The sequence below is a fragment of the Acinetobacter cumulans genome, from assembly GCF_003024525.3.
Lineage (GTDB): Bacteria > Pseudomonadota > Gammaproteobacteria > Pseudomonadales > Moraxellaceae > Acinetobacter > Acinetobacter cumulans.
Genome location: NZ_CP035934.2, coordinates 3,400,601 through 3,421,593, shown reverse-complemented (window position 1 = coordinate 3,421,593; position 20,993 = coordinate 3,400,601). Strand labels below are relative to the sequence as shown.

General features: G+C 41.4%; 20 protein-coding genes and 1 rRNA gene. 11 read left to right on the top strand and 10 right to left on the bottom strand.

The window, feature by feature from the left end; all coding sequences use genetic code 11:
- Positions 1-33 precede the first annotated feature (33 nt).
- Positions 34-300: a metal/formaldehyde-sensitive transcriptional repressor gene (locus C9E88_RS16080; protein ID WP_106986180.1), complete on the bottom strand. Its 267-nt coding sequence runs from the start codon at positions 298-300 to the stop codon at positions 34-36.
- A gap of 234 nt (positions 301-534) precedes the next feature.
- Here C9E88_RS16080 and C9E88_RS16075 point away from each other — a divergent pair, with 234 nt between their 5' ends.
- Positions 535-1,236, top strand: coding sequence for a DsbC family protein (locus C9E88_RS16075; protein WP_106986179.1), 702 nt, complete (start codon positions 535-537; stop codon positions 1,234-1,236).
- 79 nt (positions 1,237-1,315) lie between these two features.
- Here the strand turns inward: C9E88_RS16075 and C9E88_RS16070 are convergent, their stop codons facing one another.
- From C9E88_RS16070 to C9E88_RS16050, 5 genes are all read right to left on the bottom strand, one after another.
- Positions 1,316-1,573, bottom strand: coding sequence for a GlsB/YeaQ/YmgE family stress response membrane protein (locus C9E88_RS16070; RefSeq protein ID WP_106986178.1), 258 nt, complete (start codon positions 1,571-1,573; stop codon positions 1,316-1,318).
- Positions 1,574-1,751: 178 nt separating this feature from the next.
- Positions 1,752-2,279 carry a hypoxanthine phosphoribosyltransferase gene (hpt, locus tag C9E88_RS16065; protein ID WP_106986177.1) on the bottom strand — a complete coding sequence of 176 codons (528 nt, stop codon included), beginning with the start codon at positions 2,277-2,279 and terminating at the stop codon, positions 1,752-1,754.
- 215 nt (positions 2,280-2,494) lie between these two features.
- On the bottom strand, positions 2,495-3,811 hold the full coding sequence (gene guaD, locus C9E88_RS16060) for a guanine deaminase (RefSeq protein ID WP_106986176.1): 1,317 nt from the start codon (positions 3,809-3,811) through the stop codon (positions 2,495-2,497).
- A gap of 213 nt (positions 3,812-4,024) precedes the next feature.
- A complete protein-coding gene (locus tag C9E88_RS16055) occupies positions 4,025-4,990 on the bottom strand; it encodes a TerC family protein (RefSeq protein WP_106986175.1) in 966 nt (321 codons plus the stop codon).
- 331 nt (positions 4,991-5,321) lie between these two features.
- Entirely contained in the window at positions 5,322-6,503 is a 1,182-nt protein-coding gene (locus tag C9E88_RS16050) for a sugar transporter (RefSeq protein ID WP_106986174.1), read from the bottom strand.
- A gap of 148 nt (positions 6,504-6,651) precedes the next feature.
- Here C9E88_RS16050 and C9E88_RS16045 point away from each other — a divergent pair, with 148 nt between their 5' ends.
- Positions 6,652-6,933 (top strand): GNAT family N-acetyltransferase, encoded by a 282-nt coding sequence (locus C9E88_RS16045; protein WP_106986173.1) that lies wholly within the window; start codon positions 6,652-6,654, stop codon positions 6,931-6,933.
- A 414-nt stretch (positions 6,934-7,347) separates the two neighbouring features.
- A complete protein-coding gene (locus tag C9E88_RS16040) occupies positions 7,348-7,632 on the top strand; it encodes a GNAT family N-acetyltransferase (RefSeq protein WP_106986172.1) in 285 nt (94 codons plus the stop codon).
- Positions 7,633-7,723: 91 nt separating this feature from the next.
- On the opposite strand, the gene C9E88_RS16035 is transcribed toward C9E88_RS16040, so the two are convergent.
- A complete protein-coding gene (locus C9E88_RS16035) occupies positions 7,724-8,071 on the bottom strand; it encodes a hypothetical protein (protein ID WP_106986171.1) in 348 nt (115 codons plus the stop codon).
- Between the two features lie 205 nt (positions 8,072-8,276).
- On the opposite strand from C9E88_RS16035, the gene C9E88_RS16030 reads away from it, so the two are divergent.
- Positions 8,277-8,747 (top strand): BLUF domain-containing protein, encoded by a 471-nt coding sequence (locus tag C9E88_RS16030; RefSeq protein WP_106986170.1) that lies wholly within the window; start codon positions 8,277-8,279, stop codon positions 8,745-8,747.
- 74 nt (positions 8,748-8,821) lie between these two features.
- Here the strand turns inward: C9E88_RS16030 and mpl are convergent, their stop codons facing one another.
- The gene (mpl, locus tag C9E88_RS16025) at positions 8,822-10,186 is read right to left on the bottom strand and encodes a UDP-N-acetylmuramate:L-alanyl-gamma-D-glutamyl-meso-diaminopimelate ligase (protein ID WP_106986169.1); all 1,365 of its coding nucleotides are present in this window, start codon (positions 10,184-10,186) and stop codon (positions 8,822-8,824) included.
- A gap of 243 nt (positions 10,187-10,429) precedes the next feature.
- On the opposite strand from mpl, the gene C9E88_RS16020 reads away from it, so the two are divergent.
- The 4 genes from C9E88_RS16020 (at position 10,430) to C9E88_RS16005 (ending at position 14,504) form a co-directional block, all read left to right on the top strand.
- Positions 10,430-10,771: a DMT family protein gene (locus tag C9E88_RS16020; protein ID WP_106986168.1), complete on the top strand. Its 342-nt coding sequence runs from the start codon at positions 10,430-10,432 to the stop codon at positions 10,769-10,771.
- A 193-nt stretch (positions 10,772-10,964) separates the two neighbouring features.
- Positions 10,965-11,477, top strand: coding sequence for a 5-(carboxyamino)imidazole ribonucleotide mutase (purE, locus tag C9E88_RS16015; protein WP_106986167.1), 513 nt, complete (start codon positions 10,965-10,967; stop codon positions 11,475-11,477).
- 27 nt (positions 11,478-11,504) lie between these two features.
- Positions 11,505-12,626 (top strand): 5-(carboxyamino)imidazole ribonucleotide synthase, encoded by a 1,122-nt coding sequence (locus C9E88_RS16010; protein ID WP_106986166.1) that lies wholly within the window; start codon positions 11,505-11,507, stop codon positions 12,624-12,626.
- A 597-nt stretch (positions 12,627-13,223) separates the two neighbouring features.
- The gene (locus C9E88_RS16005) at positions 13,224-14,504 is read left to right on the top strand and encodes a lytic murein transglycosylase (RefSeq protein ID WP_106986165.1); all 1,281 of its coding nucleotides are present in this window, start codon (positions 13,224-13,226) and stop codon (positions 14,502-14,504) included.
- 61 nt (positions 14,505-14,565) lie between these two features.
- On the opposite strand, the gene C9E88_RS16000 is transcribed toward C9E88_RS16005, so the two are convergent.
- On the bottom strand, positions 14,566-15,693 hold the full coding sequence (locus C9E88_RS16000) for an anhydro-N-acetylmuramic acid kinase (RefSeq protein ID WP_106986164.1): 1,128 nt from the start codon (positions 15,691-15,693) through the stop codon (positions 14,566-14,568).
- 63 nt (positions 15,694-15,756) lie between these two features.
- Here C9E88_RS16000 and tyrS point away from each other — a divergent pair, with 63 nt between their 5' ends.
- Complete coding sequence (gene tyrS, locus C9E88_RS15995; protein WP_162368848.1) at positions 15,757-16,989, top strand: tyrosine--tRNA ligase; 1,233 nt, start codon at positions 15,757-15,759, stop codon at positions 16,987-16,989.
- A gap of 439 nt (positions 16,990-17,428) precedes the next feature.
- Here the strand turns inward: tyrS and C9E88_RS15990 are convergent, their stop codons facing one another.
- On the bottom strand, positions 17,429-17,992 hold the full coding sequence (locus tag C9E88_RS15990; protein ID WP_137287906.1) for a YczE/YyaS/YitT family protein: 564 nt from the start codon (positions 17,990-17,992) through the stop codon (positions 17,429-17,431).
- A 286-nt stretch (positions 17,993-18,278) separates the two neighbouring features.
- Between C9E88_RS15990 and C9E88_RS15985 the strand changes: the two genes are divergently transcribed.
- The gene (locus tag C9E88_RS15985; RefSeq protein ID WP_106986161.1) at positions 18,279-18,557 is read left to right on the top strand and encodes a hypothetical protein; all 279 of its coding nucleotides are present in this window, start codon (positions 18,279-18,281) and stop codon (positions 18,555-18,557) included.
- Positions 18,558-19,429: 872 nt separating this feature from the next.
- A 16S ribosomal RNA gene (locus tag C9E88_RS15980) occupies positions 19,430-20,967 on the top strand.
- The last annotated feature ends 26 nt before the right edge of the window (positions 20,968-20,993 follow it).

Sequence of the window (20,993 nt, the reverse complement as noted above, 5' to 3'; positions counted from 1 at the left end):
TGTGTCTAGGGTCAATTTATCCTGTGTAAAATCTTAACTATAGCGTTTCAGGAGTTGCATAAACTCAGCCAATTCTTCTTCATTAGTTTCAGTCTGTGTGCCAATTACATGATGGCGTAAATGCGCTTCTATTAATTCATTCATTAAGCCATGTACGGCGCCTTTAATGGCAGCAACTTGTTGCAGTACGCTGATACACTCGGCCTCTGGGTGCTGCAGTGCTTGCTCTACCGCATTCATTTGACCTTGGAGTCGTTTGACACGGTTTAAAAGCTTCTTATCTTGGTGTAAATGGCTCATGTTTGATTCCTTACTCATATACTATAAGGGAGTATATGAGTAATTCTTTCAAATGAACAAGTCTCTGCTTCTTTGGATTTATTTTTATGATGCATATTTTTATTCAAGTTTTGGCTACAGCAGTATGTTCCACGTGAAACGATGTTGCAATTGGGTAAGGATTTGAAAATAAACTTCGAACTAATCAATAAATATCAGTAGAATCTTTAACATAAAAATGACGTGGTGAACGTAATGATCAAAAAGACCTGTGCCTTAATTATTGCGGGTATAATGTCGCAATGGGCGTTGGCAGATGCAGCTTCTGTACAAGCTTTGCTGGTAAAAAACTATCCTGCATTAAATATCGAACAAGTTAAAAAAACTGAAGTGCCTGGAATTTATAGCGGTTATGCTGGAGACACGGTTGTTTATATCACTGAAGATGCAGAATATGTATTGGCAGGTAATATGATTCGTCTTAAGGATCAGGAAAACTTAACCAAATCACTTATGTATCGACCAGGACAAGTGGATTGGAAAGCCCTGCCATTCAAAGATGCAGTTAAAACTGTAAGAGGTACTGGTAAGCGCCAGTTGGCGATCTTTTCTGACCCAAATTGCCCGTATTGCAAACAACTTGAAGTAGAATTGAATAAGCTGAATGATGTCACTATTTACACATTTATTTTGCCTTTAAAGCCACAATCTGTAGCGCCGTCTAAACAAGTGTTTTGTGAAAAAGACCCAGCTTATGCTTGGACTAATTTGATTAGTAAAGGCGTACAACCCACCAGTAGTAAAACGTGTGCAAATCCGATTGAGCGTAATATTCAATTGGCGCGTACTTTGGGTTTAAATGGTACACCTGCTATTATTTTTGCGGATGGTGCGAAAATGTTAGGTGCTTATCCTGCTACAGAGATCGAAGCGCGCTTAAAGCAAATTGGTCAATAAGCTGAATATTTAGCTTGAGCAAACACGATAAAAAATACCCGTGCGAAACGGGTATTTTTTTGCTTCGTCAGTTTGCGTTTTAAGCACTGGATTTTTTGGTGACCATGTTATAAATGAAGAGAATAATGATTGCACCAATGACTGAGGCAATAAAGCCAGCTGCTGAGTTTTCGCCGTAAATACCGAGTAAGCGACCGCCGTACGTGGCGAGTAGTGAGCCCGCAATACCCAATAAAGTCGTCACTATAAAGCCGGCTTTATCTTCGCCTGGATGGATCGCACGGGCAATTAAACCTGCGATAAAACCAACAACAATCGCGACAATGAGTGACCACATAAGTGAGCTCCTTTTCTTATCATGTAATTGTTTTTACATCATGTTTCTATTTCATCTTGAGTTAATTGGTCATCTATAAATAGTTGAATTTAGCTAAAAACTGTTGTTTTTTTGTTCATATTAATTTAAGAAATAAAAAAAAGTGGCCTTCGGCCACTTTTAAATGTCTGGTATAGAATTACAGACCAATTTCACCAATAAATGGAATGTGGCGATATTTTTGGTCATAGTCTAAGCCATAACCCACGATGAACTTATCTTCAACTTCAAAACCTAAAAAGCGGACATCGAGGTCGATTTCACGACGTGAAGGTTTGCTGACTAAAGTACATAATTCAATTGAGTTCGGTCCGCGTGTTTGTAAAATTTCTAACACTTTGCTCAAGGTATTGCCTGAGTCAATAATGTCTTCAACCACAAGCACATCTTTACCACGAATTTCGCCGTCTAAATCTTTTAAAATTTTTACGTCACGTGTTGATACTGTGCCACTGCCATAGCTTGATACGGTCATAAAATCTAATTCATGAACTTTGCTAATTGCACGGCATAAATCTGCCATAAAAATAACAGACCCACGTAACAGGCCCACCAGAACTAATTCTTTATCACTGTTGGCATAGTGTGCATCAATTTGCGCACCTAGTGCTTTAACTTTGGCTTGAATTTCTTCAGTGGAGATCAACACGCTCATTTGAACTGTCATGGGTAGATACCTAAAATACAAAAATAAAAAAGGCGTTGACCAGCAACACCTAAAAATATGCCTTAATTTTAATACAACTTGGATGCCCTTGCATTATTTTTTCTGTTGAAAATGTAAGCAACATGGTTAGGCACATTGATTTTACTCATATTTAATCAGGTCAAATTACTTTGCATGCTGATGAATGCCTAACCATGCTGTGGGAAAATGTAAATTTAATAAGCCTGATAAACCCGTTGACCATACACATAGGTTGCGTGAATATTCCGATCATCTCCCATCAGCATAAGCGCAAATAGGGCATCTTCTAAGCCTTTGGCACGTGATTGGCGTAGCTGCTGTAATGCTGTGGCTTTTAAATCCAACACCACAAAATCGGCTTCTTTACCTGTATTAAAGTTACCTAGGGTCTGATCTAAATCTAAAGCTTTTGCACCACCTAATGTTGCATGATACAGCGCTTCGTATGCAGACAGTTTATTGCCTTGTAGCTGTTGAACTTTATAGGCTTCTTGAATGGTTTGTAGTTGGTTGAAGGAAGTCCCTGCACCAATGTCTGTGCCTAAGCCCACTTTGACCTGTTTTTCCCATGCAGTATGTAAGGGAAACAATCCACTGCCGAGAAATAAGTTAGAGGTTGGGCAAAAAGCGATGGCAGAATCTGTGTCATGCATACAGTTCCATTCATCATCTTCTAAGTGCACACAATGTGCAAAGACTGATTTATTGCCAGTTAAGCCATAATGATGATAGACATCTAAATAGCCCTTTTGCTCAGGGAAAAGCGCTTTCACCCATTCAATTTCGCTTTTATTTTCACTCAAATGTGTATGAACATACACATCTGGATATTCTGCTTTTAACTCCCCTGCCCGTTTGAGTTGTTCTGGGCTCGAGGTTGGAGCAAAACGTGGCGTAATGGCATATAGGTTACGGCCTTTGCCATGCCATTTTTCAATTAAAGCTTTTGATTCGCTATAAGCACGTTCTGGGGTATCACATAAATCATCGGGTGCATGACGGTCCATCATGACCTTACCTGCAATCAGGCGCATCTGATAGTTGCTTGCAGCTTCAAATAAGGCATCTACTGATTCAGGATGTACAGTACAGAACACTAAAGCTGTGGTGGTGCCATTTTTAAGGAGCTCATGCACAAAAAATTCTGCAATGGTTTTAGCATAAGCAGGATCTGAAAATTGTAATTCGGTTGGGAAAGTATAGGTATTTAACCATTCCAAAAGTTGTTCGCCGTAAGCGCCCATCATTTCAGTTTGTGGAAAATGAATATGTGTATCGATAAAACCAGGGACGATCAATTGATCTGGATAATGTTGAACGTCGACTTGTGCAGGTAAGTGTGCCTGCCCGTCTTGCCAAGTGCCAAACCACTGAATTTTGCCATTTTGGCTGATGAGTAGACCATCCTCTACATATCGCACTTGGTCGTGTATATCACGTGCTTGGGCAACTGTATTCTGAATGTCGAGGAAGCGACCACGGATCGCTGTCGTTGCAATTACAGAAGACATTTTAAACCTGTATGTTTGAATTTTTTCAATTGATTGTACCTGAAAAACTCAAGCATACGAGGATTCATCACATAATCTTTAATGCTTCGGTATGGCCTAAATGATTGGCCTATTATTGGTATGGGATTTCAGGCGTATCTTATTTTTTTTACTGTGGGTGATGACGAGATAGACATAAAAAAGCCTTCTATGAAAGAAGGCTTTTTGCGCACTTTAGAGGGTCGTTTCGTTGTATTTTTTACTATGACGAATGGACAGCCAAGCGGTAATCGCAAGGGTAATCACAATAAAGCCGAGAGAAATCCAAATCGGCATGTGGAAGACATCAAGCATCAACATTTTGAAACCGATAAACACCAAGATCAGCCCTAAACCATAAGGTAGATAATGCATTTTTGAAGCTGCACCAGACAATAAGAAGAACATGGCACGTAAACCCAAAATAGCCATTAAATTCGCGGTTAATACAATAAACGGGTCTGTGGTGACTGCAAAAATTGCAGGAATAGAATCCACCGCAAAAATCACGTCCGAAGCTTCAACTAAAATAAGCACCAAAAATAAAGGTGTCGCCCAAAGCACGCCATTTTGACGGACAAAGAACTTATCTTCATGCATTTGCGGGGTAATGCGCATGTGCTTGCGTAACCATTTTAAAATGGCCATATCCTCGATATTGGTATCTTCTTCCTCTTGTCCTTTTAAGAACTTGAAGCCGGTATAAACCAAGAACGCACCGAAGATATACAGCACCCAAGAAAATTCTTGTACAAACCATGCACCAATAAAGATAAAGATGGTCCGTAGGACAATTGCACCTAATACGCCGTACAGTAAAAGCTTACGTTGTAATGCGGGTGGGATTGCAAAAGCAGCAAAAATCATCAGCCAGACAAAGACGTTATCCACTGCAAGAGATTTTTCTAACAGATAACCTGCAAAGTATTCCATGACCTTGGTATTTGCCACAGCCACACCTGCGGTTTGTTGTAAGTAGAGCCAGAGTCCGCCACCAAATAGTGTTGCGACTGAGACCCAAGCAATACTCCAATAGGCCGCTGTTTTTACTTTAACTTCTTGGCCTTGGTTATTTTTAAAGCCTAAAAAGTCGATGATGAGCATCACGGTGACTAAACCGAAAAATGCCAAATACAGCCAGAGTGAGCCGATTGTTTCCATGTGTGTATCCTCCACATCTAACAACCGGCCATAAAAAAACCTTGACCTGTTGCCAGATGAATAAAAACATCTGTAACAACATGATCAAGGTCTTGCCTACATTTTAGTATGGACATTTTGTCCTCTAAAATGCTCAGATACCGACTTTTTGCAAAGTGTAATGACGATATTCTGACACCTAAGCATTGATGTAATGATTAGGTTTGGAGGAGGCTACTCCCCTTGTCTTGCATAATTTAGTGATTGAAGCGTGTTCAAATCTGTGGCGATCTTCTCAGATTTTGCTTGAGGAAGCAAACTTTATCTGTGCATTTTTTGTAGGTCTGTTTGCCTAAGTTTGAAAATCTTTGCGCCGTGCGAATACGGCGGCCAGTACTGTGCCTATTACAGCCAAGATGCCACCCATAATACCGATATTACTCAGCCCGAATTGTAGTGAAACGATGCCACCCAGTAAGGCACCTCCCCCGATGCCGACATTGTATAAGCCTGAATAAATTGCCATGGCTACATCCGTTGCATCAGAAGCTAAATTTAAGGTTTGTGACTGTAGTGCCAGACTAAAACCAATAATGCCGATGCCCCAAAATAGGCTTAATGCGCTAAAGCTGATAAAACTAGCAGAAGCAGGAAGCATTAATAGCATAGAAGCAGCCAATAGCAGCGTGAACATCGGAATGCTGACACGTGGATATTTGGCGCCAAATTTACCAAACAGATAAGAGCCGATAAAACCTGCCCCGCCATAGATTAATAAGAGTGCGGTGGTTTCTGTGGAGCTTAACTGCGCTACATTGAGTGCAAAAGGCTCAATATAGCTATAAGCCGTAAACTGCGCTGTAATCACAATCACGGTCAGTGCAAACACCAGCATGAGGCTAGGCCGGTGTATAAATTCTTTTAAGCTACTCAAAGAGCCCGAATTTTGACTTGGGAGCAATGGCAGAGTTTTAGCCAGTGTTAGGCATACGACTGTGGCACCGATAGCAATTAGTGCAAATGTATTACGCCAGCCATAGGCTTCACCCACCATACGCCCAAAAGGAATACCCAGTACCATGGCCAGCGCCGTACCCGTTGCGAGCAGTCCCAATGCCTGAAATGCTTTGCCTTCAGGCGCGACACGAACAGCAAGTGACGCAGTAATTGACCAGAATAATGCATGTGAAAATGCAATGCCGATACGGCTGATCAGTAGTGTATTAAAGCTCCATGCAAAATATGACAGCACATGACTCACAATAAATACACTAAACAGTGCCATGAGTAGAAAGCGCCGTTCAATATTCTTGGTCAGTAGCATTATCGGCAGAGAGATTGGTGCGACCACCCATGCATATAATGTAATCATAATGCCCGTTTCGGTGGCAGGCATATCAAAGCTTTTACCAATATCGCTCAGCAGTGCTACGGGAATAAATTCCGTGGTATTAAAAATGAATGCAGCGAAAGCGAGCGTAATCACGCTGATCCACTGACGGGTAGCAGATGTATCGGAATTGGGGCTAGACATAGTCGGGTATTTGGGGAATTTTCGCCATTCTAGGGTTATGGTGAAGAATTGTTAAGCGCTATTGAATATCTACATCAATATCAATAAAAAATACCAAAGAACAAATCAATGATTCTATATTTTCACACATACAAAAATAGGCGGATACATGATCGTACAGCATCTAGAAAATGGCAGTAAAGGCGCTTTTTATGTGGAACAGCAGGGTGAACGATTAGCTGAGATGACGTATTCTTGGGCTGGTACAGACAAATTTATTATTGATCATACCGCGGTCAGCGATAGTTTACGTGGGCAAGGTGTGGGTCGACATTTGGTTGATGCTGCGGTGCAATTTGCACGGGAGCATCAGGTGAAAATTATACCGCTATGCCCTTTTGCCAAATCTGTTTTTGACAAAGATCCAGAAATTCGTGATGTGCTGGTTTAAACCACGCTGTTTCAGTAATTTGAACGTGGCTAATACCTTGGACAGTCTCTGAAAAATAGACATCTAAACGGATTACAACTGAATATTGTATTATTCAGTCTGACACATCAATGAGGTCGCAAAATGTCTGTTGCATTCGCGCAGGCATTTCACTTAAAAGCGTGAGCGGTACATTGATACAGCCAGCAAGATTGCAATCAGTATAAGAAATCCTACAGTAGCAAGATATAAATCCATTGAAATCCCCAAAAAATATCAAAACAAAAAAAGAACAGCTTTAGTTGATGAATTTAGAGAAAATTAGTCAGATTTGATATCACTGAAATCAGGTATTTTTTAACGTTTTTTAATGGTTTAGTCGATTAATTCATTTATTTAAAAAATGTCATTTGGACGGCATTCAGGAGTATAACAATGCAACTTCAGCATCAAGACAATGGTCAGCAGGGTGAATTTTTCAAGTTAAATGAAGACGGCGAGCGTGTCGCAGAAATTAGCTATATATGGAATGACGAACATAAAATTGTTGCCAATCATACATGGGTGGATCATTCATTACGTGGTCAGGGCGCTGCCCGTGAAATGCTCGATAGTCTGGTTAATTATGCGCGTGAAAAGCATTTGAAAATTATTCCAGCGTGCTCTTATGTTGATGTGATGTTTAAACGCGACAAAAGCCTTGCGGATTTGCGTGCTTAAACAGCTTCTGGAAGTAGCGCTGGGTTTTATAGAGGTGCTTCATAAAATGTTGCAACACTCGATATACGTAATAAAAATTATTCCGCGACAGTTAATAATTTAAAAACTCACGGTCAGGGCTCAGTGGCAAGCGACGTTGTGATTTACGAGATTGAGTATAGCATTGCAACATATCAATTGCGCTGTAGCCCAGTAGTATGCTCGCTAACATCATTTGAAGCAGATCAAATGCGCTGTGATAAAACAGCACTGCGCTGAAGCCTGCAACTGTTGCAATCAAATAGCCACGTTGGCCAATGAAATAACGAAGTAATGCACCGAGTGCAATCGAAGTAATAAGGACATTTAGCAGTTCATTGAGGCCTAAATGATGAAAAACCAGTACCAAAATGCCTGCAATTGTTATTAATCCAAATGTTTTAAAGATGTTGGGGAGCATAGATAACCTCTTTTATTGTTTTTGAGGTAAAAGCACCAGCAAAGACCAGTGTGTAATATTGAGCCTATTTTATCTAAAGTTGTTTGCAAAATTGAGATGTAGTTGGCATAAATGGACGTAAGTATAAAATTACATTTGATTAAAAAATAAACAAATTAGAATTTTAAAAATCGAAGCGCTTCGCGCTCAGTTAAGGATTAAACTTATGATGCAGCTGTGCTATGCCAGTACTCGTCAGGAGAATCAAAAGGATTTACTTGAGGATCTGAGTGATATTTTAGTTTCTGCTCGAAATTTTAATCAGGCACATGCAATCTATGGGGTACTGTACTATGCGGAAGGTAGATTCTTCCAATGTCTTGAAGCAGAGGCGGAAATTTTAGAAAAAGTCTACGCTAAAATTGCGAGCGATCCTCGCCACACAAATCTCATCCGTTTTGAAAATCGTGTGATTGATCGGCTTCATTTTTCTGAATGGTCTATGAAATATGTAAATAAACATAGTTCGATCGGAACGCTGTTCAAAAGGTTCGGATTGAATGCATTTTTACCACATGAACTGAAGACAGAACAAATTACTGTATTTTTAGAATTATTACTAAGGTTACAGAATAGCGAGCCGAAACTCAAACGCATGCAAGGTTACCGCACACGAGGATATAAACCTTATCTTTAATCGATTTAGATATCTAAAAATAAAAAAAAGCCCGCTTCACGGGCTTCTTTAAAACGGCTACACCATGTTTTAGATTAGGTTGTTAAGGCCGTAATTAATTTTTGATGCAGACCACCAAAACCACCATTCGACATAATCACCACAGCATCACCCTCGCCTGCTTCTGTAGTCACTTTTTGAATGATTTCATCCAATGTGCGCGCAACCATCGCTTTATTCGGTGAAGCCTGAATGACAGGCTCTAAGTCCCAATCTAAACCTTCAGGTTGATACCAAATAACTTCATCGGCCAGTCGTGCTGAATGTGCTAAGCCATCTTTATGACTGCCCATACGCATGGTGTTTGAGCGTGGTTCAATAATCGCCCAGAGCTTACGTTCGCCTAGGCGTTTGCGTGCACCTTCTAGGGTTGTGTCAATTGCTGTTGGGTGATGTGCAAAGTCATCATAAACTTCAATGCCACGTACGGTAGCAAGCAATTCCATACGGCGTTTTACACCGCCAAAATTGGACAGTGCTTCGCAGGCAGTTTCAATGGATACACCGACGTGCTCTGCTGCTGCAATCGTTGCTAAGGCATTGGCTACAGAGTGTTGGCCTGTCATGTTCCATTTCACTTCGCCTTTGACTGTGCCGTGCTGTAGCACTTTAAAATGTGAACCATCAGCAGAGAGTTGCTCAGCATAAAGTTCTGCTTTTTCATTTGCTTCTAAAGAGGTACGTACGACTGGCGTCCAGCATCCCTGTGCTAATACTTCGTCAATATTGCTTTCTGTAATTGGTGCAATAATGCGACCTTCACTTGGAATAGTACGGACTAAATGATGGAACTGTTTTTGAATCGCGGCTAAATCATCAAAGATATCAGCATGGTCAAATTCAAGGTTATTCAGAATCGCTGTTTTTGGATGGTAATGCACAAACTTAGAGCGCTTATCAAAAAACGCTGAATCGTATTCATCTGCTTCTACACAGAAGTATTTCCCAGCGCCTAAGCGTGCACTTTCGCTAAAGCCCAAAGGCACACCACCAATCAGGAAGCCTGGTTCAAGACCCGCTTGATCGAGTACCCATGCCAGCATCGTCGTTGTTGTGGTTTTGCCATGCGTCCCTGCTACGCCCAGCACGTGTTTACCTTGTAAGACATAGTCTGCGAGGAACTGCGGGCCAGAAATATAAGGCATGCCTTCATTGAGCATGTATTCCACAACATCAATACCACGTTTCATGGCATTGCCCACAATTACAAGATCAGGTTGTGGTTGTAGCTGGCTACGGTCATAGCCTTGAATTAAAGTAATGCCTGCATTTTCTAGCTGGGTCGACATTGGAGGGTAAACGTTTTGATCTGAACCCGTCACCTTATGGCCAAGGTCTCGCGCCAGTAGCGCCAAAGAACCCATAAAGGTGCCGCAAATACCTAAAATATGCAGATGCATACGCTCACTCCACTGCTTTTATAGACACATCACGTATTATTGGTGCTGTTGTCGTGATTAATTTGATGTGAAAGCAACGATAGCAAGGCTCTTGGGGAAAAGATAGTTTTTCTTGTCACTGGACATAGAATATTCTTGCGTGATTTTGCGCTTTTTTTTGTGTTATAAAAAAATAGTAACAGGTTAAAAATTTTGTGAGAAAAAACGTAAAATGGCCACACTTATTGCTAGACATTTGAGCCAATGTATCTGCCCTTTATATTATTGATTGTTGCGAACTGTTTTATGACTTTGGCTTGGTATGGTCATTTAAAGTTTTTACCGCACGATGCGCCTCTATGGAAGGCTATATTATTAAGTTGGATCATTGCCTTAGCAGAATATAGTTTTATGATTCCTGCAACGCGCTACCTTGCCCAACAAGGTTGGTCTATGGGGGAAATGAAAATTACCCAAGAAGTTGTGACTTTACTGGTCTTTGTACCTTTTATGATTTTTCTGTTTAAACAGCCATTTAAACTCGATTATGTGTGGGCTGGCTTGTGTCTATTGGGCTGTGTGTATTTTGTCTTTCGTAGCCAATAATTTAAATCATAGGGCTACTGCCCTATTTTTATTTAAGTTTTGCCAAGCTTGATAAAAAAATAATAAAAATCTGCGCTTAGTTTGACTCTAAGATTTTGGTGAGCTGAAAATTCAGTCTATAATATGGGGCTCTTATTAAAGCTTGGCTCTAGTCGAGATTTATCTCTCTTAACTAATCTCTGGAAACATTGCAATGAATGCGGCCGCTTCACAAGACACACCTCTCGTTGGAATTATCATGGGTTCTCAATCAGATTGGGCAACTCTCGAACACACTGCCAATATGCTTAAGCAACTTGGCGTCCCATTTGAAGCGGAAGTGGTATCTGCGCACCGTACGCCAGACCGTCTTTTTGAATATGCAGAGCAAGCCCGTGATCGCGGTATTCAAGTAATTATTGCGGGTGCTGGTGGTGCTGCACATTTGCCAGGTATGTGTGCAGCCAAAACTGATCTTCCAGTACTGGGTGTTCCAGTGAAGTCTTCAATTTTGAACGGCGTTGATTCATTGCTTTCGATTGTACAAATGCCTGCAGGTATTGCAGTGGGTACATTGGCGATTGGTCCTGCTGGCGCAACCAATGCTGCAATCATGGCAGCGCAAATTTTAGGTTTAACACGTCCTGAAATTGCAAAAAATGTTGTAGATTTCCGTGCGGCTCAAACTGAAAAAGTTGCGAGCAAAAACATTCCTGGTCAGAACTAAGAGCAAGCTTAATACGGGAGTTATATCATGGATAAAACCATTGGTATTTTTGGTGGTGGCCAGTTGGGTCGTATGATGGCGCAAGCAGCCCTACCACTGAATGTGCAATGCACCTTTTTTGAAGCAAGTACAGATTGCCCATCGGCAGCGCTTGGTCCAGTATTTTCGACCAAAGCAGAAAATGGCTTGCAAGAGTTTATCGCCAGTGCAGATGTATTTAGTCTTGAGTTTGAAAATACGCCATTAACGGATGTCGATGTTCTAACGAAAAGCAAAACGTTGCACCCACCACGTCAAGCCTTGGCAATTGCACAACATCGCTTGTCTGAAAAAGCTTTATTTGATGAACTTTCAATTCCAGTTGCACCGTATAAAGCCGTGACTTCACTTGAGGGTTTAAACCTTGCTGTGGCTGAATTGGGTTTACCTATCGTACTCAAAACATCACGTGGCGGTTATGATGGCAAAGGCCAATTTGTATTGCGCACTGCAGATCAAATTGCGCAAGCGTGGGCTGAGCTTGGCCCTGCGGGTGAACTCATTGCAGAAAGCTTTGTGACTTTCTCTCGTGAAGTGTCAATTATTGCGGTGCGTGGCCAAGATGGTGATGTACGTACTTGGCCTTTGGCTGAAAACCATCATCATAATGGCATTTTGTCGCATTCGATTGTTCCAGCACCCAACAGTGTTGATTTACAGCCTGTGGCGCAAGACTACATCACTCGCCTGCTCAATCATTTGAATTATGTCGGTGTATTAACACTTGAACTGTTCGTGACTGACAAAGGCTTGTATGCCAATGAGATGGCACCACGCGTGCATAACTCAGGTCACTGGTCAATTGAAGGCTCAGTATGCTCTCAATTTGAAAACCATATTCGTGCTGTTGCAGGTTTACCTTTAGGTTCAACGGCTGTGGTTCGTCCGACTGTAATGGTGAACATTATTGGTCAACATCCAAAATCTGAAGATGTTTTGGCTTTAGAAGGTGCGCATTTACACCTTTATAATAAGTCAGAGCGTGAAGGTCGTAAGATTGGCCATATTACCTTAATGCCCAATGACAGCGCTGAATTGACCACTTTATGCCGTCAATTGGCGAAGATTTTACCGAATCCTTTAGCGCTTAGCGAAGATATGAGCATCTAAACGTACAGTTGCTGTAAAAAAAAGCGATCACGTCAGTGGTCGCTTTTTTTATACCTTAACTTCGGGCATCATTGCGCCTCTTTTACGCAGACAGGCCTTTGGTCGGTTTTGCTGGTAAAGCAATTGATTATAAATTCACCTATTTGCTATATATATTGGCATCTTGCTGTGCGACTTAATTGAAAGACTGTTTAGCGAACTTGCCTCTTTATTCAGACGCATTGAACAATAAAAGCTAAGTTTGAATTCAAAATATCAACAATGAATTTAAATTCAAAAACAAATTCAAATTTAAAACACTACTTTTAAATTCAAAGTTTTGAATTTAAATTTATTGCAGTTTAAATTCAAAACAAAAGCATGTTTAATGCATTTAAAAATAATATATTTATCAAAATCTTGTGATTAAATGGCTTGTGGATAAAAGTTTGAATTTAAAAACATTAAGTCTGATCTGTGGGGAAGTTTTTTGAATTTAAAATCGAAACTTTACTTTAAATTTAAAAATGAATTCAAAAGTTACGTATTCCCTCATAAAAATACATCATCTGGTGTTAAGCTAAGAATTAAATACAAATCCAGAAAAATAAGGCGGATATGCGTTCTTTCATTTTATTGTGTACCAGCACATTGTTTGCATTGACGACAGCGCATGCTGAATTAATTATTAATGGGCAAAAAGTCGTTACAGCTTCAACTGAATTTCAATCTCCAGCCCAAACTCAAAATTTTCAAGCATGTTTGAGCCAATTACGTGGGCAAGCCCTTGCGAGTGGCGTATCTGGTAATACTTATGACCGCTATACTCAAAATTTAAGTCCAGATTATTCAGTTTTAGAAAAACTCAATTACCAGCCAGAGTTTTCAACGCCAATTTGGGATTATTTATCTGGATTGGTTGACGATGAGCGTGTACAGGTTGGACTGCAAAAGCTTCAGCAACATAAAGATGTATTAAACCGAGTGGCGAGCGCTTACGGTGTTCCTGCTGAAACTGTGGTTGCTGTGTGGGGCGTAGAAAGCAATTTTGGACAAATAGCGGGTTCTTATCCTTTATTACAGGCTTTAGGCACTTTAAGTTGTGAGGGGCGTCGTCAGGGATTTTTCCGTGGCGAGTTCTTTACTACACTGCGTTTATTACAACGTGGTGATGTTCGTGAAGACCAATTAAAGGGTTCATGGGCGGGTGCTTTTGGTCATACGCAATTTATGCCATCCACTTATGATGAGCTTGCTGTTGATTTTGATGGCGATGGTCGACGTGATTTGGTCTCCAGTGTGCCTGATGCCTTAGCATCTACAGCGAATTTTTTGAGTAAGCGCGGTTGGCAAACAGGGCAACCTTGGGGCTTTGAAGTTAAAGTGCCAGCAGGAACTTATTTAGGGGGCGAAGGCCGACGCAATAAAAAATCATTGGCATCGTGGGTCAATCGTGGTGTATTACGCGCAGACGGTTCACCGCTCATTCAAGGCAACCTAACTGAAAGCTCACAAGCCGGTTTAATGATGCCAGCAGGTGAAAATGGCCCGCTGTTTTTAGTCTTTAAAAACTTCGATGCTATTTATAGTTATAACGCAGCTGAAAGTTATGCCTTAGCAATTGCACATTTGTCAGATCGTTTACAGGGTAAAGGTTCGTTTAGTACTGCATGGCCAACAGATGATGCAGGGACTTCACGAGCAGAGCGCCGTGAAATACAGCAATATTTGCTCAATAAAGGCTATGACATTGGCAATGTGGATGGCTTAATTGGTGATAAAACCCGTCAGGCGATTCGCCAAGAACAAATGAAGTTGGGTTTAAGTCCGACGGGTCGTGCTGGGCAAGTGGTTTTAAAAGCATTTCGAACTGAAAACGCAAAATTCATTTTAAAATGAGTTTTTCGCATTAACTTAAAAAGCCTGCATCAGCAGGCTTTTTTATGCCATATTTTGGCTTTTATACCGCGGTAATTGTACCCAGTACGCGATAGCCTTTTGCACCCGTCACAGCGGGAAGGTTGCCAGATTGTTGCTGAACAAAGCGCATCGCCAGCCATGCAAAGGCAGTTGCTTCTACCCATGTTGGACTTAAACCAAGATCGGCTGTGCTTTGTACTGTCCATTGGTGTTTGCGTAAACGCCAGCGTAATTGCTCAAGTAAATGTGAGTTATACGCGCCACCTCCACATACATAGACTTCACCTGTAGGCATGTCTGAGCGGTAAATCGCTTTTTTAATTGCACGGGTGGTGAGCTTCATTAAGGTTGCTTGAATATTTTCAGGTGTATCTTCTAATTCATCATATTCAAGATCGCTACGCCAATCAGCAACTTGTTCGTCTAACCACTCTAAGTTGAAGTCTTCACGGCCTGTGCTTTTTGGTGGTTCTTTGGCAAAGAAGTCGTGTGCTTGAAGTCGATCGAGTAGGCTACGAATAGGCGTACCATAGGCCGCCCAATTGCCATTTTCATCATAAGCTTGACCCGTATAACGATGGCACCAAGCGTCCATTAAAATATTTGCAGGACCAGTATCAAAGCCATACACGCCATCTGGATTACCTGCGGGTAGAAGGCTGACGTTCGCAATGCCGCCTAAATTTAAAATCACACGATGAATGCTATTGTGTTGGAAAACATCTTGGTGAAAGGCAGGGACTAATGGCGCGCCTTGGCCACCGGCAGCCATATCACGGCGACGAAAATCAGAAATAACAGGGAGTTGCGTAATTTCACTGATGATATTGGGGTCGCCAATTTGTAGGGTAAAACCATGTTCAGGGCGGTGACGAATGGTTTGTCCGTGTGAGCCAATGGCTTTAATTTGGGTTTTATCTAAATTATTTTCTGCAATTAAGCGATTAATGCCTTCACCAATCATGGTGGCCAAAGCGACATCTGCTTTCCCCATGCGATCAATTTCGTTGTCACTTGGTAAGGTGAGCGCCATCAGTTCATCACGTAAATCGGGATCAAACTCAAGGGTGAGTGTGGCATGTAGTTGCAAGGGATCAAAAGAAGCAGCGGCAATATCGACGCCATCCATGCTGGTGCCCGTCATTACTCCAATATAGATCGCGGTCATGATTATTCTTAAGCCTGCAAAGTGCTGAAAAAGTGTTAGTATATCGCACAAATTGAATAACTGATGTATTTGGGTTTTGAGATGTCAAATTTCCTGCCGGCTGAAGAACAACTTGCCCTCATCCAACGAGGCACTCACGAAATTATTTCTGAAGAAGACCTTCTGAAGAAGTTAAAGCAAAATCGTCCTTTAAAAATTAAAGCGGGTTTTGACCCTACAGCGCCTGATTTGCATTTAGGTCATACAGTTTTAATTAATAAATTAAAAGTATTCCAAGATTTAGGTCATGAAGTTTACTTTTTGATTGGCGACTATACTGCGATGATTGGTGACCCAACAGGTAAAAGCGCAACGCGCCCACCTTTGTCACGTGAAAAAGTTTTGGAAAATGCAAAAACTTATCAAGAACAAGTATTTAAAATTCTTGATCCAGCAAAAACCAAAGTGGTTTTCAACTCTGAATGGTTTGGTCAAAAAACTGCTGCTGATTTAATTCAATTGGCTTCACAGCAAACTGTGGCGCGTATGTTGGAGCGTGATGACTTTACTAAGCGCTATAACAATCATCAGCCGATCGCTATTCACGAATTTTTGTATCCATTGGTACAAGGTTATGACTCGGTTGCATTGCAAGCTGACGTTGAACTGGGTGGTACGGATCAGACCTTTAACTTGTTAATGGGCCGTACATTGCAAGGTCGTTATGACCAAGAAGCACAAGTCTGCATTACAGTGCCTATTCTTGAAGGTTTAGACGGCGTAAATAAAATGTCTAAATCATTAGGCAACTATATTGCGGTATTTGATGCACCGGGTGCGATGTACCAAAAAGTACTTTCAATGCCAGACGCTTTGATTGAACGTTACTTTGATCTGTTAAGTTTCAAATCTATTGAAGAAATTCAGCAACTTTTAAAAGAAGTGGCGGAAGGCCGTAACCCACAAGAAGTGAAAAAGATTCTTGCATTGGAATTGGTGGAACGTTTCCATGGTAGTGAAGCGGCTGCCAGTGCACATAAAGGTGCGGGTAACTTAATCACTGAAGGTGAATTACCAGAGGGTACGCCAGAAGTGACCGTATCACGTGCAGAATTTGGTGGCGAAATGTTTATTGCATCAATTTTGCGTGCGGCAGGTCTAGTAAAAAATGCAGCTCAAGCCAAAGATGCAGTTGCACGTGGTGCTGTAAAAGTCGATTGGAAAGAAGTAGACGCCTCTTTTTCTGTGAAAGAGAACGTGACTTTAATCGTGCAATCGAGCAAAAAGGCCATTGCTAAAGTGATATTTGTAGACTGATAGCGCGCTTAAGTTGATATAAGTGATTGAATTAAAAAGCAGGCTTCGGCTTGCTTTTTTTATTGAATATTTATATTAGTAAATTAGATAAGTAAATTCAAAAAAACCTTATAAAAACAACAATTAAATTTTTCCGAATAACTTGCATTTTATATACCTTATGTATAGTATTTATTCATCTAGAAATTTTTAGCATATCTAGAGGGTACAGATAATAATTACTCCACAATTTATTAGTCTCTTCCCCAAGGGACTTTTTTTAAATACTGCAGAATAACTATAATAACTACATGATGGATCGAATAAAGATTCAACTCCGAGGGAGGGATTTTGGGAGAGATCTCTTCCTTTTTATTTTCTTAAATTTCTGCAAACTCATAATTTTAGCGCTTAAAAATGAAAATCCCCAGACTTGCTGAGGACCGTAGTGCTATTTTTGTTATTCATTAAACTGAAGAAAGCCGAACTTGGGTAGCATTTGTTTAACTAGACTGCCGACGGCCAGTGCGCTAATGATTGTGCCTTCGCGAACTCCAATAATTTCACCCAGTACAGACCATGCGCTGATGACTGCAATCAACACCAATACAATATCACCATAGGTTTTACAGCGACCAAACTCAAAGCCAAAGCGTTGTGAGATGGCAGCATATAAGCCTTCACCTGCTAAAAACACCAAATTTGCTTTCACGACAAGGCATACTCCGATGGCTGTGATGAGGCAACTGAATAAGCAGGCGCTTATTTGTAGCGCATAAACATGCATAGACCAGCCTTGCGTCGCCCACATTAGTACATCAATGAACGTGCCAAAAATCATGCCTACAGGTAATTGCAACCATTGATGCCATTGAAACCGTTTACCGAGTAGTACCATTTGTATCAGAATCATCAGAATATGCATGAGCACGGTCAATGTGCCAATACTCATATTCAAGATGAAGCTGTAGCTATAAGGAACGGACGAAATAGGCGATGTGCCAAGATTGGAATGAATAGACATCGTGACACCAAATGCCATCAGCGCAAGGCCACTCAGTAGTAGGATCAAGCGGGGGATGAAATGCACAGGCATAAGTTTGGGTTCAAAAAAATAAAAAGCAGTCTATGTAAAAAAATAAATCGGCTCTATCCGCCTTAAGGATAAAATATGGCGGTTTTTATCGAACCATTGTTATATATGATGATTGCACATGCGATCTGCACGCTAGAAGATCGTGCAATCAAAGCTTCTGAGGCAGAAGCTTTGGCTTTATAGATAAATAAATCAATAAAAAAGCGGGGGAGACATGGCGTATTACAATACAGACAATAATGATGAACAGATTGATGCAGTGATGCGTTGTTTATTTCAAAATCAGCCAGAAGCGGTGAAACAGGCGCAATATAAGCAAATACAAGAAATCTTCTTAAATATGGATGTTGGCGCGCATTATCAGCTGTTTGCTTTTATTCATGAGCGCCTACCCATGCGGGCAAAAATGATGTTTTGTGCTGAGGATTATCAAGGCAAGCATCAGACGGTATTGGAGGTGATGGCGCATGTATGTAAGCGCCCAGTCGCTTAGCGATGTTTGATGACGGCATAGATAAATCAGAACATATAAAGCAAATGAATGATTCGCTTGTATGGATGAGATGAATGTTCAAATGTTTCTGGGTTAAATGTCTATTGCTATCAGAATTGCTAAATAAGATGTAAATAAAACCTAGAGAAATATCTAGACGTACATAGATCTATTAAAGATGGGGGAGATAGGGATTGAATGGTACATTTAATTTGTGGGAAGAATAAATATGAGCTTTAAAAATAGGACTTGAAAGCACAATGTCTTCAAAATATTTAAACAAAGCGTTTTTAGTCTAGTGAAAACTTTAAATGGATTGAATATTTGATGTTATGAAGCACGTGGGAAGATATAAAACTCGTTCTGATAGTTGAATGTGATGTCTTTTTGATCACTTATACATTTTATGGCTAAATTAGCTCGAATATGATTTTGCGTGAAATGGATAATTTGAAAAATAAAATCCTAATAAAAGGTTTTTTTAAATAAAAATGGTTAAAAAATAGATAAAAAAGCGCTTTTTTTATCATTTCTGTAGAAAAAAAGTACATACGTGAAATATATCGTTAATTAGTGCTTGCAATGATTTCGAAATGGTCTAGAATGCATCCCATACCGACGAGATAGACGGAAACGAACGAAGCTAGACGCTGAGTTGTTAAGTATATCGAAGTCCAGCTTCTAGCACTGACGAGGTGTTAGAAAGATCATTAAGAGATTATGAAGAACAACTTGTGTGGATTTTTACTGGTTGATCAATCGAATATATTTTCATTGATAATTGGTAGAAATTTCTCGAAGTTTATTTGAGCAAATATTTGTCAGTAATTGATGAGCCAAGATTGGTACCCTTTAAAGGTACTATTGATTTTAAACTGAAGAGTTTGATCATGGCTCAGATTGAACGCTGGCGGCAGGCTTAACACATGCAAGTCGAGCGGGAATAGGTAGCTTGCTACCGATTTCTAGCGGCGGACGGGTGAGTAATGCTTAGGAATCTGCCTATTAGTGGGGGACAACATTTCGAAAGGGATGCTAATACCGCATACGCCCTACGGGGGAAAGCAGGGGATCTTCGGACCTTGCGCTAATAGATGAGCCTAAGTCAGATTAGCTAGTTGGTGGGGTAAAGGCCTACCAAGGCGACGATCTGTAGCGGGTCTGAGAGGATGATCCGCCACACTGGGACTGAGACACGGCCCAGACTCCTACGGGAGGCAGCAGTGGGGAATATTGGACAATGGGGGGAACCCTGATCCAGCCATGCCGCGTGTGTGAAGAAGGCCTTTTGGTTGTAAAGCACTTTAAGCGAGGAGGAGGCTACTCTAGTTAATACCTAGGGATAGTGGACGTTACTCGCAGAATAAGCACCGGCTAACTCTGTGCCAGCAGCCGCGGTAATACAGAGGGTGCGAGCGTTAATCGGATTTACTGGGCGTAAAGCGTACGTAGGCGGCTTTTTAAGTCGGATGTGAAATCCCTGAGCTTAACTTAGGAATTGCATTCGATACTGGGAAGCTAGAGTATGGGAGAGGATGGTAGAATTCCAGGTGTAGCGGTGAAATGCGTAGAGATCTGGAGGAATACCGATGGCGAAGGCAGCCATCTGGCCTAATACTGACGCTGAGGTACGAAAGCATGGGGAGCAAACAGGATTAGATACCCTGGTAGTCCATGCCGTAAACGATGTCTACTAGCCGTTGGGGCCTTTGAGGCTTTAGTGGCGCAGCTAACGCGATAAGTAGACCGCCTGGGGAGTACGGTCGCAAGACTAAAACTCAAATGAATTGACGGGGGCCCGCACAAGCGGTGGAGCATGTGGTTTAATTCGATGCAACGCGAAGAACCTTACCTGGTCTTGACATAGTAAGAACTTTCCAGAGATGGATTGGTGCCTTCGGGAACTTACATACAGGTGCTGCATGGCTGTCGTCAGCTCGTGTCGTGAGATGTTGGGTTAAGTCCCGCAACGAGCGCAACCCTTTTCCTTATTTGCCAGCGGTTCGGCCGGGAACTTTAAGGATACTGCCAGTGACAAACTGGAGGAAGGCGGGGACGACGTCAAGTCATCATGGCCCTTACGACCAGGGCTACACACGTGCTACAATGGTCGGTACAAAGGGTTGCTACCTCGCGAGAGGATGCTAATCTCAAAAAGCCGATCGTAGTCCGGATTGGAGTCTGCAACTCGACTCCATGAAGTCGGAATCGCTAGTAATCGCGGATCAGAATGCCGCGGTGAATACGTTCCCGGGCCTTGTACACACCGCCCGTCACACCATGGGAGTTTGTTGCACCAGAAGTAGGTAGTCTAACCGTAAGGAGGACGCTTACCACGGTGTGGCCGACGACTGGGGTGAAGTCGTAACAAGGTAGCCGTAGGGGAACCTGCGGCTGGATCACCTCCTTAACGAAAGATTGGCGACTGGTAAGAAT